Genomic DNA, 13,078 nt, shown 5'->3' on the forward strand with positions numbered 1-13,078 from the left:
CAAGCCCCGAAGGGGCGCAACATATCAGCCCAGGGCGACGCCCTGGGTGTGACGGGTCACAGACCCCCAGCCCTGAAAGGGCGTGACATAAGGAGCCCGACTGTTATGTCACGCCCTTTCAGGGCTAGGCCGAATAAACAATGCTGACCCAGGGCGTTGCCCTGGGCTGATATGTTCGACCCCGTTGGGGTCGATATCTAACATAGGGTGGAATGGGGTACTAGTTGCACCTCACACTTGTTTTACCGTTAGCTCAGGAACTTTGATGCGTATCGCTGTCACCAGCCAAAATTTCAAGTCCATCACCGGTCATGCCGGAAAGGCCCGGCGTTTCCTCGTCTATGAACTGGACGGGGCCGACGGCTCACCACAGGAAGTGGATCGGCTCGACCTGCCCAAGGAGTTGTCGGTCCATGAATATCATGGGGATGACCACCCGCTCTTTGGGCTCGGGCTCCAGGCCCTGGTGACCCAGGGGGCCGGGGAGGGTTTCGTTGCGCGTCTGGCGCGCCACGGTATCGTGGTCTACGCAACCAGCGAGGCGGACCCGCTGGTGGCCGTCGTGCAGGTGGCGACCGGGCAGCCGCTCGCGGCGGCGGCCCCGCATGAACACGACCACCACCACGACCAGTCGCCGGTGTTGGTGCAGATTCAGGAACCCTGATCCCCGCACAGCATCAGGCCCCTGCACCTGGCGATGCAGAGGCCCGAGATTGGCACCAGGCGCGGGGGTGCCGGGCCCTTGTGGATGCTTAGAACTTCCAGCCCACGCCGATCACGCCGGTGTAGTCGGTCGGCGAAATCTTGACCTGCTGGCTCCGGTTTTGGTTCACGACGCCGAGGGCCACGGCGTTGGCGTTGGGGACGCAACCGCCGCTGACGGTCTTGGTCTTGGAGCCCATGCCGGTCCACATGATTTCAGCGAAGAAATACAGATTGTCCGTCTGCAGGTGCCGGATACCGGCGCCGACCCCGAAGCCGTTCTGGTGGTTGGTGAACGAGTTGCCAGTGGCCGCAGTGGTGCCTGCCATACCGCACGAGTCCGCCGCGGTCGACACGCTATAGTCGGCCCAGTTGGCGGCGAATTTGGCGTAAGGGCTGGTCCGCCAATTGGGGCCGACATCCAGGCTGAGGCCGTAGCGGTTCTTCTCCTTCACCTGGATGGTGCTGTAGGTGAACCCGGAGGTTCCGGTAGGGGAGTTTGACCACGAACTGTTGAAGGTGGTCGATGCCTTGTTGGCGCTGGCCAAATCGGCGAACAGGCCGATGCCGACCACCACCGGCCCCGGGGCCCACCGCCAGCCGGCCGATATCTGACCCAGGAAATTAGAGGAGCCGAGATCACTGCTGCCGCTATTGGCGGTACTGTAGGTGCCGCCCAGGGTGTAGCTCTCTGAATACTGGGTAAAGTTCGTGACCTTATATTGGGTGTTGCGGAACCCGAGCGCGCCATCGACATAGAATCCGCCCCAGTTGGGGGCGGGTTCGGCGGCGACGGGGGCGGCCGCACCGACCAGCAGGCCGGAGATCAGGGTGGAGGTGACGATCAGTGGTTTTGCGCGCATGGTTTGGTGTCTCCGGCAATCTTTCGCCCGGTGGGCGTTCATCATTCGTTATTCGCTGAGGCTTGACTCACGGCCCTTCGTTGGTCCCGGCGCTGCGTCGTGACGCAAGCGGATCGGCGGACAAACGGGTATTGTGAAGCAACGAAGGAAAGATTAGCGGTCTGCCGTTGTGCTGTCAAGGCCACAAAGGACGGTATTGGTCTTTTTTTGGTCGCTCTGTTGTGGTTATGATACAAGTGTGCCACCACTGACCATGACCCCAGACCCCAGAGCCGAGATGAAATATCCCATCCGCCGCCGCAATGACCCCCAGTCCAGCCTCGGGCGCGTCATGCTGTTCGGGGCCTGGGTTGTGGGCATGGCGCTGCTGGTGTTCTTCTTCAAGGGTGTCATCGAGCGCCAGCGCAACCCTAACCCGCAGCCGGTGGCCGTCGCCGGTGCGGGGGCTGCGTCGTCAGTGGTCCTGCGGCGCAACCGGGCTGGTCACTATGTGGCCGGTGGGAGCATCAACGGGGAGCCCGTGGTCTTCATGCTGGACACCGGCGCCACGGACGTCGCCCTGCCGCTGGCGCTCGCCCGTCGTTTGGGTCTGCAGTTGCGCCCCGGGGGCCGCGCTCAGACGGCCAATGGGACGGTCGAAACCTGGGCGACGCGCCTCGACAGTGTGGATCTGGGCGGCTTGGTGGCCCGCGACGTCCGCGCCAGCGTCCTGCCGGCGATGTCCAGCGATGAGGTTCTGCTCGGCATGAGTTACCTTAAACAGTTTGAACTGATCCAGCAGGGTGACACCCTGACCTTGCGGCGCCATCGGTGAGCGTCTGACAGCGGTAAGCAGTATGTCTGAGACCCCAAACCCGATCCCGCCGGACCTGAAGGCCATCGTCGCTGGCTTCGCCGTCGGCGCGCCCCAGGGGACCATTGCGCCCCTCGGGCGAGGCCTGATCAACGATACCTTTGCGGTCACCACGGCCGCCGGGTGCTATGTCCTGCAGCGCGTCAATCAGCAGGTCTTTCCGGACCCCGAGCGGATCATGGCCAACCTGGCGTTGCTCGCCGCCCATGCGGCGGGCCGTGCGGGGCTGCGGGTGCCGGCCCTGATCCCGGCCCGGGACGGTCGCACATTTCTGCGCACCCCGGCGGGCGACCTGTGGCGGCTCATGGAGTTGATCCCGGATGCGGTGACCCTGGATCGGCTCGGGAGCGTCGAGCAGGCGCGCCAGGTGGGCCTGGCGCTGGGGCGCTTTCATCGCCTGACCCGCGACCTGGAGCCGACCCGGCTGGGGTTCACGCTGCCGGGTTTCCACCGCACGCCCGACTATCTCGCCCGCCACCTGGACTTGCGCGCGGCGCTGACCCCGCGCGATGCTGCGGAGTCGGCCTGCATGGCCTTTATTGATGAGCGCGTCGGGATGGTTGGGGTACTGGAGCAGGCCCTGGCCGGGGGTCTGATCCCGCTGCGGATCACCCACGGTGACCCGAAGATCGACAACATCCTGTTCCACGAGGCGGCCGGTCATGCCCTGGCTCTGATCGACCTGGATACGGTCCAACCCGGCTTGATCCAACACGACCTGGGGGACTGTCTGCGTTCCTGCTGCAACCGCCAGGGTGAGTCGGGTGAGGGGTGGCGGGTACGTTTCGACCTGGAGTTCTGCGCCCCGATCGTGTCCGCCTACGCCGATGAGACGCGCGACTTTCTGGCGAGCGCCGAGGTGGAGATGCTCTATGACGGTATCCGTCTGATGCCGTTCGAACTGGGTCTGCGTTTCCTCAATGACCACCTGGACGGCGACCGCTATTTCCGGGTCACCCACCGTGGCCAGAATCTGCACAAGGCTACCGTCCAGTTCGCCCTGGTCGCCGACATTGAGGCCCGCGAGTCTGATATCCGTACACTCATCGATCGAGCTTACTGCCGAGCGGGCTAGGCGCCGCCGTTCAGTCTCCGTTCAGCGACCAAGGCCTAGGATAGGCTCCGACGGTGAGGGCGCTGGGCCCTCGCCGACGTTCTGAGGGCAGTGACCATGAGTAAGAGACATACCCGGAGCACCTTGGCGCTGGCGGTCCTGCTGGCAGGGGCACTGGCCCTACCCGGGTTGGCGGCGGCCGATGGAGGCCGCGGTTGGGGCGATGGCGGGCGCGGCGGCGATCGTCACCACGATCGGGATGGGGGCCAAGGCAGCGAATGGCGCGGCGAGCGGCACGATCGGGGCGGCGACCGTGGTTGGGGTGAGCGGCGCCACCACGACCATCACCACGGGCACGGCTATGGGTACCGCGAGGAGCGACCGGCCTACCATCCTGAGCCTCCACGTCCCCCGCTGCCGTCCGGCCTCTCCGTCTTCTTCAACCGCTCCTGGTAGGGGCTGCTGGCCGGTTCCGTGCGGGGCGGCTGACCCCCTCCGGGGCGGTACGCCCCATCGCTGCCGTGTGCGCCCATGGTGGATGCGCCGCTATTGCCGGACCCTAATCTTTGAACCCGTGACGAAGCGATGCGGACCAGTGACATTGCGCTTCAGTGGGGATGAGGCAATAGGCTGTAGCCGACCGCCAATTTAATTGATAAGGCGATCAGAAGAACAAATAAACTGATCAAAAAGTTGAGGCCAATCAGCAGCAGAAGGGCAGTGATCGCATTGCCTTTGCGGGCCATGGGGTCGGCAAACTCAGTGCGGTCCCCGCCGCGGCGATCTTTGCCCACAAACAGGACTACATAAAATCGGTAGGCCAGCAGATCCACCCAAAATCGGAGATCGACCAGTTTCGCCGCGGGTCTGGGAATCGATGCCCCCAGTAGTTGCTTCACGGCGGCGATTTGCGGTTCCGTAAAGCTTGCCCGCAGCACCGGGTCCAGCGTCTGAAGGTAATACTCAGGCGTCCTTGCGCAATAGTGCTGGGGATCATCGGGTGCTTGCTTTAGCGAATTGTCACTCATGTCCGCCTCGCTTGCGGTCTTAGGTCATCGCGGCCGCGCCGGATGTCGTCCGATTGGCGGTCAGCTTGACTGGGGATGCCAGTGGATCGGGCGGTTATTCCAGATGTTTTCTATATTATTTGCTGCGGAATTAACGACGACTAGAAATAACAGTCCCCACAATATAGGTAGTGCGATGACTGCCAGGCTCGCCGACTGGGAGCGGGCGCTCAATTGCTGGATGGTCACCCCGGAAAAGGCCGCAAGGAGCAGAAACTCAAGCAAGATCAGCGGATAATAACTGCTCTGTACCATCTCGCGCAACCAGATCGGCCAGTCTCCCGCATTGGTCCAGAAAATGGGTTCTTCCCGCAAATATGAAAATGTCATCAGCACGATAAGGAACAAGAAATTGAGCGCTGCACCGGCGAACAGCAGCGGTGCATGCGTGGCAGCGCGACGGCGGGCGCGGGATTTGCGCAAAATAAAAAAGTCTCAAAAACCAAAAAATTATCGCTTCACTTTACTACAGCATGGTAGTCGCGGCAAGCGTGGCGCGGTGCTCGCCCGCGCGTGCGTCGGGTCCGGTCGAGGTCGGCGCAACCACGCACGGTTCCAGGCTTGACTCAGTCTGGCCGATGGTGTAAATGTCGCAGGCCTGCACTGGGTGTTTCAGACAATCGACGACGCCGTGCTGCAACCTGCCCGACCGATCGCTGACCCGCGGGGGTTCCCGGGAAGCAAGACGAGGAGTGACCTAAGTCCCATGACTCATCACCTAGCCCCGAAGATTTCGCTCGTCGTCTTCATCGACGCACTTGGCTGGGAGGTGTTGAAGGGGCGACACTTCATGGAGACGCAGTTGCCGTTTCGGCGCAAGCTGCGCTCCGTGTTCGGGTTCTCATCCGCGTGCATTCCCTCGATCCTCACCGGACTGATGCCGCGTGAGCATCGCCACTGGTCGTTCTTTTACTATTCGCCCAAGACCTCCCCGTTCAAGCCGTTGCGTCTGCTGGGACGGCTGCCACGCGCGCTTGTGGACCGCGGGCGAGTACGCAACCTGATCAGTAAACTGATTAAACGCCTGTATCGTTACACGGGCTATTTCCAGCTCTACAATATCCCGTTTAAGTACGTCGACAAGTTCGATTACTGCGAGAAAAAGGACCTGTTCGTGCCGGGCGGCATGAATCGCGGCCAGAATATCTTCGATTACCTGGAGCGCGCCGGGGTGCCTTACCACGTCTCCGACTGGCGGGTGTCCGAACAGACCAACCTGGATGCGCTTAAGGCCGATCTTACGCAGGGCAAGATTACGTTTGCGCTCCTGTATATGGCGTCCATGGACGCGCTGCTCCACGAGGTGGGCAAGGGCAGTCCCCAGGTCGATCAAAAGCTCGCCTGGTACGAGACCCAACTTGAAGAGGTGCTGCGTGTTGCCGGGGAGCATTACGCGCAGGTGCGTCTGTTCGTCTGCTCCGACCATGGCATGGCCACCATCCATACCCACTTCGACCTCATGAGCAAGATCGAGGGGCTGGGGCTTGAATTTGGCCGTGATTACACGGCGACTTACGATTCCACCATGGGGCGGTTCTGGTTCCATAACCCGGTTGCGCGCGAGCGCATCGTTGCGTTGCTGGAGCAGGTGCCGCAGGGACGTATCCTGCGGCAGCCGGAACTCGAACGATTGGGCTGCGACTTTGAGTGCGATCAGTTTGGGGAACTGATTTTTCTGGTCAACGCCGGGGTCTTGATCGTGCCCAGCCACATGGGGCTCAAGCCCATCACCGGGATGCATGGCTATCACCCGGACGATGCGGACTCGGATGCGTCCCTGCTCTGCAATGTCGAACCGCCGAACGATCCGCAGGCGATCACCGATGTGTTCCAGCTGATGCGCGCCGAGTCGGGCGCCTAGTTTCACCCAATCATGGCCGATCACATCCTGCTGGTGGGCGGGGACGATCGCTCCTGCCAGGAACTCTCCGCGAGCCTTGCGTGTCGCGGCTATCAGATCGCCAGCGCTGCCGATGGCCGGGCGGCCGCGCGCGCGCTGGTCGCGCAGCCGCCTGACCTCATCTTGTTGGAATCCCCCTGGCCCGAGGGTGTCGGCGGCACCCTGATTGAGCGCTGGGCGCAGGATTATCCGGTCCTGGTCCTGTGCAGCGAGGCCGGGATCGAGGCTGCGCTCCAGGCCCTGCGCCTGGGCGCGACCGAGTTTCTGGTCCGACCGGTAGATCAGGATGAACTGGCGGGGGCGGTGCGGCGGATCATCGACAACGCGTTGCTCTACCGGCGCGGTGAGTTTTACACAAGCGTGGTGCGGCAGGAGGCGCCGAGCCTGCTGGTGGGGGAGAGCGAGCCGCTGCGGCGACTGCTCGCCGACCTCCACGCCGTGGCAGCGACCGAGGCGACGGTGTTGATTCTGGGCGAAAGCGGGGTCGGCAAGGAGAAGGTGGCCCAGGAGATTCATCGGCTGAGCCAGCGGGCGGAGGGTCCGCTGGTGGCGGTGGATTGTTGTTCGCTGCCCGAAACGCTCTTCGAGTCGGAACTGTTCGGGCACGAGCGCGGGGCCTTCACCGGCGCCGCACAAAGAAAGCCCGGGCTGATCGAGCAGGCCAGCGGTGGCACCCTCTTTCTGGATGAGATCGGCGAGATCCCGGCCGTCATCCAGGCGAAGCTGTTGCGGGTACTGGAGACCAAGCGGTTCCGTCGCTTGGGTAGCGCGACGGATCTGCCGGCGGAGGTGCGCATCGTCGCCGCCACCAACCGGGATCTGGACGGCATGGCCAAACGGGGGGAATTCCGGCAGGACCTGCTGTATCGCCTCAACGCCTTTGTGGTCACGATGGCGCCACTACGGGAGCGCCGCGAGGACATTGCACCGCTGGTGCGGCACTTTCTAGCCCACCCGGGATTTTCCAAGCGGGTCGTCAAGCGGGTGAGTGAAGCGGCGATGCGGCAGTTAATGGACTATGCGTGGCCGGGCAATATCCGGGAATTACGCAACGTGGTCGAGCGCGCGATCATCCTGTCCGGCAACAAGCTGAAAATTGATCCGGAGCACCTGACCCTACCGCAGTCCGCCGCGCCGTCACCCGTCATCGGGGCCAGCGGGGCCGCCGCGGTGACGCTGGCGTTCGACCACGAACCGACCCTGGCTGAAATCGAGCAGCGCTATGTGCAATTGATCCTGGCCCGGCACCCCGGCCCCCGGGCCGCGGTGGCGCGGGTGCTGGGAATTGGCGAGCGGACGCTGTACCGGCTGCTGGCTGATCTCAAGGTGGCCCCATAAGGAGCGCCGGGATGGCGCACCGCATCGGCCGCCCCAACTCCTTGGGCGAGTTTCGGAAGACCTGGCACTAATACCGGCGGAAAAAAACGTAGGTGCGACCGAGGTCGCACCTACAATTGGGGGTCCATCTGTGGCTGGAAATCACCTCAGCTCAAGGCTGGAAGAGCAGCACCCCGACCATCTTGCTGACATACCAGTCGTTGTCGGTCGTGCCGCCACTGGCAGTCCACTTGACGAAGTTGGGGTAGGCCCCGGCGATGTTGTTCCATTCGGTCGGATGACGCCAGGTTTCCGGTACGTCAATGACCCAAGGCTCGTTGGCTGCGGTGCGGTAATAGCGGCCCTGGGCGGGATCGGACCTGTCATCCAGGGTGCCGAACAGTTTGCGGTCGGCCTTGGCGGTCGGCGGGTGATCGACCAGGTGCACCTCCAGCCCCCGCTGCGTGGTCCGATAGATGAACGGGTTGAAAGGGGCATCGCCGAGCTGCGCCGCGGTCAATGGCCGCTTGAAATGGATATTGAGCTCCATCGGCACCGGTGCGAGGTGTGGGCACTTGGCCACGCTATTCATCATTGAGCAGGGAAACGCCAGTCCGGTGTTGGTCAAGGCGGTGACATTCGGCGAGACGATGAGGACTGCCTCGGTCTGGCCGCTCTCCACCGGGGCCGCCACCGGGGCCTGATTATTGACGCTGACGGTCGTGCCCACCGGATCGATCGCATCCCGGCTCAGGCCTGGGAAATGGACGCCGAACCCGTTGTCGGCGCCGGCGCCGCGTGCCCTGATTTCATACATCAGCTTGAGGTCGACAATTTCGTTGTAAGCATTCAGGGTCTCGACGGCACGGTAGGCGACCACTAGGTCGTTCATGTCGAAGTCGCCCTTTCTTGGCCACAGGTCCTCGAACGCCAGCGAGCCATAACCGGTCGCGCTCGGATAAAAGCGCCGCGCGGCCCGTGTCGGGTCCTGGGGGAAGGCGTCCAGGGCGTCTGGAATGCCGTCGCCGTCGCTATCGAGCACCACCGTCTTCACCAGCGACTGCACCTTGCTGCGGTCGACGGCGGAAAAGGGCGTGACCTTGATGGCGATCAATACATCATTGAAATCGTGATCTGATACACCGCTGCGATTCTGATCCTCGAAGCCCAACACCAGCAGCCCGTCCTCCGGCTTCGACAGCAGTACCGTGTGCGCGTTGAGGTTCGGATCGGCGGTCGTCGGTTTCTCCGGGTTCAGCGCCTTGATCGTGGTGAAGATCGCGCTGGGCGACTGATTGGGATTGACCCCCTTGCCATTCCAGCCGTCGGAGACAATCGTGAACCCGACGGCCGAGCCGGCCTTGAACTTCCCCAGCGCGACCGCCTCACCAAACCGCATGGCGCCTTGCGGCGGCAAAGAGAAGTTTGGAAACAAGATCTTGGTATTCAGCTCGCTGAATGCTTTTGGCATATTGCCCGGGTCGTAGGTGAAATAGCCGACCGAATTGCGGTAGCCGGCCCCCTCATCGACGAAGGCCACCGTGATCTCCGCGTCCTCGAGCAGCACGATGTTCGCGCCCAGATCGTCGGTGATCAGCTTGGGATCGTTGGTGCGGATATCCTTGTATTCCGGCAGCCGTTTGTGGATGTCGGCCAGCAGGTTAACGGGCATTTCGGCGCTCAGATCGGTGAGCGTGGTGGGGACACCGATCCCATCGTAGGTGCCGAAGTACTGCCAGGTGATCGCCAGGCTGGGTTGGGCCACGGCGCCGAGCGCCAGGGCGGCCAGTGAGGTCGCAAGTGGATGACGGTAACTCATGGAGAAGGCCCTGTCGTTGAGAGTGAAACACCGGCGGTCGGCGACGTCACGCCGCATCCGGGCTACTGGGTGAACTGCACCAGTACCGTGTCGCTGCCGGAGGCGAGTGTAATGCTGGGGTTGCCGGTGTGCAGGCAGAGGCTGACGCCGCGTTCGCTGTAGAGCCACAGGTCATCGCTGCTGACCTCTGCGGGTGGCGCGCCGGCCAGTTCGGTGACAAAGGGGCCTTCGAGATCGGTGAGGTTGTTCAGGCCGTAGACCTCACCGGTGACGGCCACCTTGAGGCCCTTGGCGCCGCCGACGCCCAGCCCGTTCACGGTCACGTCGTAGGCCTGGCCCTGCGCGGTGAGGATCGCCTGCTCCAGCGGGGCGCCGCCGCTATCGGTCAAGGTGATGGCTGGAAAGGCGATCACGGCGGTGGGGGCGCCTGGTGCACTGTAGGCGCCGGCGCTCACCAGCAGCGCCAGGGCGGCGCCGCTCAACTGTTTGATGTATCTGTTGTTCAACATGGCACGCGTCTCCCGGTTGGTCGTTCGATTTACTCAGCGTAGGCGATCGATTGGTTGTTGATCAGCAGGGTGAGCGTATCCTGGCGCTCCGCGGTACGCACCACGACCACGACCTGCTTGAGGTGGGCCGGCAGGTGCATCTCGCCCACATAGCTGCCCTGGGCATCGGTGAATGCATTCTCCAGCAGGCGCAGCCCGTTGGTCCCCTCGCTGTAGAAGCTCAGCAGGGCGGGGCCGCCATCGGTCGCGGCCAGCGCGATGTCGACCGCCGTGGTGTGGCTGGTGTCGTAGCGGAATTCGGCGCCGGGGGCGCTGGTGGCCGACGCCGCCGCGCTGTAGCTGCCGGCGACCAACGCCAGCGCCGTCAGGATCGAGCAGACCAGGGAGGTACGAAAGGATTGACGATTGTACATGGTAGAGGTCCTGAGGCGGTGGTCTGGGAGGCACTTGCTGGAGTAAAGCAGAGAGCGTGCCAGGATTGCCATAGACCATATAACATGATGAGTAAAAAAGAGAAAAATGGATTTTGTCAGGTGGCTGGTGGGCCGCCGGACGGGGGCCTGACTGCCATTGCGGCAGTCATCTTGCGTTGGCGGCTGCCGCAATGGCAGCGGGCGCCTTCAGGCGACCGGACGTCAGCGAAACCCAGGCCAAGGCGCTGGCGGGAACGGATGGGTGACCTGCCAAATCGGCAGCGGGGTTGGTCCGACGCTCGCCCCTCGCGACACCGCTCGGGCGGTGTCGCGCATGTGTTGGGCGCTCTGCGCCCCGCCGCCTGCGGCCGGCGTTATGATCAAGGCCGTCCCAGCAACTCCTGCACGGTGCGGATGTCGTAACCGGCCTCCAGCAGATGCGTCGCAAAGGAATGACGCACCGCGTAGCTATTGACCCGCTTTGGCAGGCCGGCGCGTTGCCCGGCCGCCTTGATCTCCATCTGCAGCGACGACTCGTGCAGATGATGTCGGCGCACCTCACCGGATTTGGGGTCCTGCGACAGCCGGCTGCTCGGAAAGTCGAGGTCCGCCACCCACAGCCGCACGCACTCCATCAGCCGCATCCCGGTCCCGTACATCAGGCGCGCCATCAGACCGAAGGTCCCATCCATTGCCTCGCACGAGGCGCACCTCCTCCCGGGTCAGCACCACTGGTAGCCGCTGCTGGCGCGTGGGTCGCGCGAAACGCACGTCCTCCAGGGGCCGCTCCAACACCTGCTTGAACAGGAACGCCACGGCGTTACAGGCCAGGCGTTGCGTCTTGGCCGCCACGGACTTGTCCACCGCAAGATGTGTCAGGAACCGCTGTACGTCCTCGCCCCCCAGCGCCGCCGTGGGCGTATCGCCGCAAAACCCCAGAAAGCGGTGGCACCAATCCACATAGGCCTGCTAGGTGCGGATCGAGTACCGCATCGCCCGGATTGTCCGCACCAGGGTCTCCAGGAGCGGGAAGGCCGCCACCGCACTGGCGAACCGCGGACCCGCGCCCGGCGCCTGCGACTTCCCAAGGGTCGGATGGTCCGGTGCCAGGACCCGGCCGCCGGCCTTCCACCACTCCCAATCGATTCCCTTGCCGGCGGGGGCTTGACTTAGATCAACAAATAGCAGTTGCAAAGCGTCAACCAGTTGGCGAAACTGCCAGTCGGCAAGCTGCCCTTGGCTCGACCCATCTTGGAGGTAGCCGTTCACCTGCTCGGCCGTGAGCTGCGACAGGGATTTCGGGCGCACCGCCTTCAGGAATTCTTCGACCCGGCGGACGTACCAGGGGCGTATGTTTTCCGGCACCGCGCGGTGGATCAGGAGATTCAGGTAGCGGCCCCAGTCGGACGGAGTGCCGTCTTGGCGGCGCGTTGCGGTAGCCATGGCTGGGGGACTAGGATGCTTGGGTACTAGACGGGATTCAGTCTAGTACATTAGTATCCTAGTGCAACCTAGCACGCAAGCGGCCCGCGGCAGCCTAGACCGGCGGCGGCCCGTCTCGAGCTAGAACACGTTAGGCTTATCAACGAGTAAGTATTTGGCGAGGGCCACAAAATGTCACTAATCGAGCAAATTTTGCAAGCCTTAGAGTCAGGAGACCTAACGCAGCCGCTTACAACTGAGCAAATTAAGCTCTGGGTCGCCGCTCATAATATAAAGAAGAGCGATGGTGCCGCATATGCAGACAATACGTTAGAAAGCATCTTGTCCAACTCAGATGAGGCTAATTCTGAATCAACTCTAAACCAGAAGCCACTGTTTAGCCGAATAAATGCAGAAGGCAAGAAAGAATACTGGCTCAGATAGTCAACTGAATGTCATCCTACTTTCCATCCTCGATCAGTGAAGCCGGACAACTAATATGGCATTGCCTGTTGCTGTAATACAAACCCTGCCTATTCTTCATAGAATGTGGCTCCCGTTATTGAATTTAGCAGGAAGGAAATGCGAATATCGAATAATAATATCATCTCCCGGCTACATTGAGTTTCGGGTCTTGTGGGGACTGATCAGTTTCGAGAAAGGCGAAAAACGGGAGTTTGTCGTACGAGGAACCGAAGCATATATTGCCTCAATAATTTCATCGCTGGAAGCTAGGCGTCTGAATGCAAGATCCCTTCTCAGGTAAGGGCCGTAGGTTGGGGTGAGGAACGAACCCCAAGAGCTAATAGGGGAAAGACCACGGTTTCCCCCTGAATCCCTTGTCCCGGCAACAATGAAGACAAAGAATCGCCTAACTTTGGCCTCAAAAGCGAGCGCGCGCCACGGGCGTTGTGCTAATTCTCAGCCTCATCAGGGGCGCGCGCCGCTTTAGGCGTTATATAGTTGCTCCGACTGGAGTGCAGTATTCATAATGTGTTGTTGCGGATCGGCGCCTGTCGTTGGCGTCGGTCCACCGAGTCCCGACTGGAGTGCAGTATTCATAATGTGTTGTTGCGGATCGGCGCCTGTCGTTGGCGTCGGTCCACCGAGTCCGCCCGCTGTGCTATATCTAGCACGACGGGCTGACAACGCCACCGGG

At 62.4% G+C, this 13,078-nt stretch carries 15 protein-coding genes and 1 pseudogene; 7 read left to right on the plus strand and 9 right to left on the minus strand.

Features of this window, described 5'->3' with window-relative positions; all coding sequences use genetic code 11:
• Nucleotides 1-265: 265 nt before the first annotated feature.
• Nucleotides 266-664 carry a NifB/NifX family molybdenum-iron cluster-binding protein gene (locus QZY44_RS11555; protein ID WP_295446333.1) on the plus strand — a complete coding sequence of 133 codons (399 nt, stop codon included), beginning with the start codon at nt 266-268 and terminating at the stop codon, nt 662-664.
• Between the two features lie 88 nt (nt 665-752).
• Here the strand turns inward: QZY44_RS11555 and QZY44_RS11560 are convergent, their stop codons facing one another.
• Nucleotides 753-1,565 carry an outer membrane beta-barrel protein gene (locus QZY44_RS11560; protein ID WP_295446335.1) on the minus strand — a complete coding sequence of 271 codons (813 nt, stop codon included), beginning with the start codon at nt 1,563-1,565 and terminating at the stop codon, nt 753-755.
• A 277-nt stretch (nt 1,566-1,842) separates the two neighbouring features.
• Here QZY44_RS11560 and QZY44_RS11565 point away from each other — a divergent pair, with 277 nt between their 5' ends.
• The 3 genes from QZY44_RS11565 to QZY44_RS11575 all read left to right on the plus strand — a co-directional run bounded on the left by QZY44_RS11565 (nt 1,843) and on the right by QZY44_RS11575 (nt 3,928).
• Nucleotides 1,843-2,379 (plus strand): TIGR02281 family clan AA aspartic protease, encoded by a 537-nt coding sequence (locus QZY44_RS11565; RefSeq protein WP_295446337.1) that lies wholly within the window; start codon nt 1,843-1,845, stop codon nt 2,377-2,379.
• A 22-nt stretch (nt 2,380-2,401) separates the two neighbouring features.
• Nucleotides 2,402-3,493 carry an aminoglycoside phosphotransferase family protein gene (locus QZY44_RS11570; RefSeq protein WP_295446339.1) on the plus strand — a complete coding sequence of 364 codons (1,092 nt, stop codon included), beginning with the start codon at nt 2,402-2,404 and terminating at the stop codon, nt 3,491-3,493.
• Nucleotides 3,494-3,589: 96 nt separating this feature from the next.
• Entirely contained in the window at nt 3,590-3,928 is a 339-nt protein-coding gene (locus QZY44_RS11575; RefSeq protein ID WP_295446341.1) for a hypothetical protein, read from the plus strand.
• Nucleotides 3,929-4,080: 152 nt separating this feature from the next.
• Here QZY44_RS11575 and QZY44_RS11580 read toward each other — a convergent pair whose 3' ends face one another.
• Both QZY44_RS11580 and QZY44_RS11585 read right to left on the minus strand, forming a co-directional pair.
• Nucleotides 4,081-4,500 (minus strand): hypothetical protein, encoded by a 420-nt coding sequence (locus QZY44_RS11580; protein WP_295446343.1) that lies wholly within the window; start codon nt 4,498-4,500, stop codon nt 4,081-4,083.
• A gap of 60 nt (nt 4,501-4,560) precedes the next feature.
• A complete protein-coding gene (locus QZY44_RS11585; protein ID WP_295446345.1) occupies nt 4,561-4,962 on the minus strand; it encodes a hypothetical protein in 402 nt (133 codons plus the stop codon).
• 283 nt (nt 4,963-5,245) lie between these two features.
• Between QZY44_RS11585 and QZY44_RS11590 the strand changes: the two genes are divergently transcribed.
• Nucleotides 5,246-6,400, plus strand: a complete 1,155-nt coding sequence (locus QZY44_RS11590) for an alkaline phosphatase family protein (RefSeq protein ID WP_295446348.1) — start codon at nt 5,246-5,248, stop codon at nt 6,398-6,400.
• Between the two features lie 12 nt (nt 6,401-6,412).
• Entirely contained in the window at nt 6,413-7,777 is a 1,365-nt protein-coding gene (locus QZY44_RS11595) for a sigma-54 dependent transcriptional regulator (protein ID WP_295446351.1), read from the plus strand.
• Nucleotides 7,778-7,928: 151 nt separating this feature from the next.
• On the opposite strand, the gene QZY44_RS11600 is transcribed toward QZY44_RS11595, so the two are convergent.
• From QZY44_RS11600 to QZY44_RS11620, 6 genes and pseudogenes are all read right to left on the minus strand, one after another.
• The gene (locus tag QZY44_RS11600) at nt 7,929-9,575 is read right to left on the minus strand and encodes an LruC domain-containing protein (RefSeq protein ID WP_295446353.1); all 1,647 of its coding nucleotides are present in this window, start codon (nt 9,573-9,575) and stop codon (nt 7,929-7,931) included.
• Between the two features lie 62 nt (nt 9,576-9,637).
• Complete coding sequence (locus QZY44_RS11605; RefSeq protein WP_295446355.1) at nt 9,638-10,084, minus strand: hypothetical protein; 447 nt, start codon at nt 10,082-10,084, stop codon at nt 9,638-9,640.
• A gap of 29 nt (nt 10,085-10,113) precedes the next feature.
• Nucleotides 10,114-10,497, minus strand: a complete 384-nt coding sequence (locus QZY44_RS11610) for a hypothetical protein (protein WP_295446357.1) — start codon at nt 10,495-10,497, stop codon at nt 10,114-10,116.
• Nucleotides 10,498-10,877: 380 nt separating this feature from the next.
• Nucleotides 10,878-11,189, minus strand: coding sequence for a tyrosine-type recombinase/integrase (locus tag QZY44_RS11615; protein WP_295446359.1), 312 nt, complete (start codon nt 11,187-11,189; stop codon nt 10,878-10,880).
• A gap of 94 nt (nt 11,190-11,283) precedes the next feature.
• Nucleotides 11,284-11,457: pseudogene (locus tag QZY44_RS35755) on the minus strand (phage integrase N-terminal SAM-like domain-containing protein); the annotation flags it as partial.
• 9 nt (nt 11,458-11,466) lie between these two features.
• Nucleotides 11,467-11,940: a hypothetical protein gene (locus QZY44_RS11620; protein ID WP_295446361.1), complete on the minus strand. Its 474-nt coding sequence runs from the start codon at nt 11,938-11,940 to the stop codon at nt 11,467-11,469.
• Nucleotides 11,941-12,111: 171 nt separating this feature from the next.
• Here QZY44_RS11620 and QZY44_RS11625 point away from each other — a divergent pair, with 171 nt between their 5' ends.
• On the plus strand, nt 12,112-12,363 hold the full coding sequence (locus QZY44_RS11625) for a hypothetical protein (RefSeq protein WP_295446363.1): 252 nt from the start codon (nt 12,112-12,114) through the stop codon (nt 12,361-12,363).
• Nucleotides 12,364-13,078: the final 715 nt, after the last annotated feature.

The sequence above is a fragment of the uncultured Thiodictyon sp. genome (genome assembly GCA_903837595.1).
Classification (GTDB): Bacteria; Pseudomonadota; Gammaproteobacteria; order Chromatiales; family Chromatiaceae; genus Thiodictyon.

Bases quoted from the DNA above. Each gene is read 5' to 3' on its own strand.
- QZY44_RS11570 (WP_295446339.1), top strand. From the start codon at position 2,402: ATGTCTGAGACCCCAAACCCGATCCCGCCGGACCTGAAGGCCATCGTC.
- QZY44_RS11605 (WP_295446355.1), bottom strand. From the start codon at position 10,084: ATGTTGAACAACAGATACATCAAACAGTTGAGCGGCGCCGCCCTGGCG.
- QZY44_RS11610 (WP_295446357.1), bottom strand. From the start codon at position 10,497: ATGTACAATCGTCAATCCTTTCGTACCTCCCTGGTCTGCTCGATCCTG.
- QZY44_RS11560 (WP_295446335.1), bottom strand. From the start codon at position 1,565: ATGCGCGCAAAACCACTGATCGTCACCTCCACCCTGATCTCCGGCCTG.
- QZY44_RS11620 (WP_295446361.1), bottom strand. From the start codon at position 11,940: ATGGCTACCGCAACGCGCCGCCAAGACGGCACTCCGTCCGACTGGGGC.
- QZY44_RS11600 (WP_295446353.1), bottom strand. From the start codon at position 9,575: ATGAGTTACCGTCATCCACTTGCGACCTCACTGGCCGCCCTGGCGCTC.
- QZY44_RS11625 (WP_295446363.1), top strand. From the start codon at position 12,112: ATGTCACTAATCGAGCAAATTTTGCAAGCCTTAGAGTCAGGAGACCTA.
- QZY44_RS11565 (WP_295446337.1), top strand. From the start codon at position 1,843: ATGAAATATCCCATCCGCCGCCGCAATGACCCCCAGTCCAGCCTCGGG.
- QZY44_RS11555 (WP_295446333.1), top strand. From the start codon at position 266: ATGCGTATCGCTGTCACCAGCCAAAATTTCAAGTCCATCACCGGTCAT.
- QZY44_RS11575 (WP_295446341.1), top strand. From the start codon at position 3,590: ATGAGTAAGAGACATACCCGGAGCACCTTGGCGCTGGCGGTCCTGCTG.
- QZY44_RS11615 (WP_295446359.1), bottom strand. From the start codon at position 11,189: ATGGATGGGACCTTCGGTCTGATGGCGCGCCTGATGTACGGGACCGGG.
- QZY44_RS11590 (WP_295446348.1), top strand. From the start codon at position 5,246: ATGACTCATCACCTAGCCCCGAAGATTTCGCTCGTCGTCTTCATCGAC.
- QZY44_RS11595 (WP_295446351.1), top strand. From the start codon at position 6,413: ATGGCCGATCACATCCTGCTGGTGGGCGGGGACGATCGCTCCTGCCAG.
- QZY44_RS11580 (WP_295446343.1), bottom strand. From the start codon at position 4,500: ATGAGTGACAATTCGCTAAAGCAAGCACCCGATGATCCCCAGCACTAT.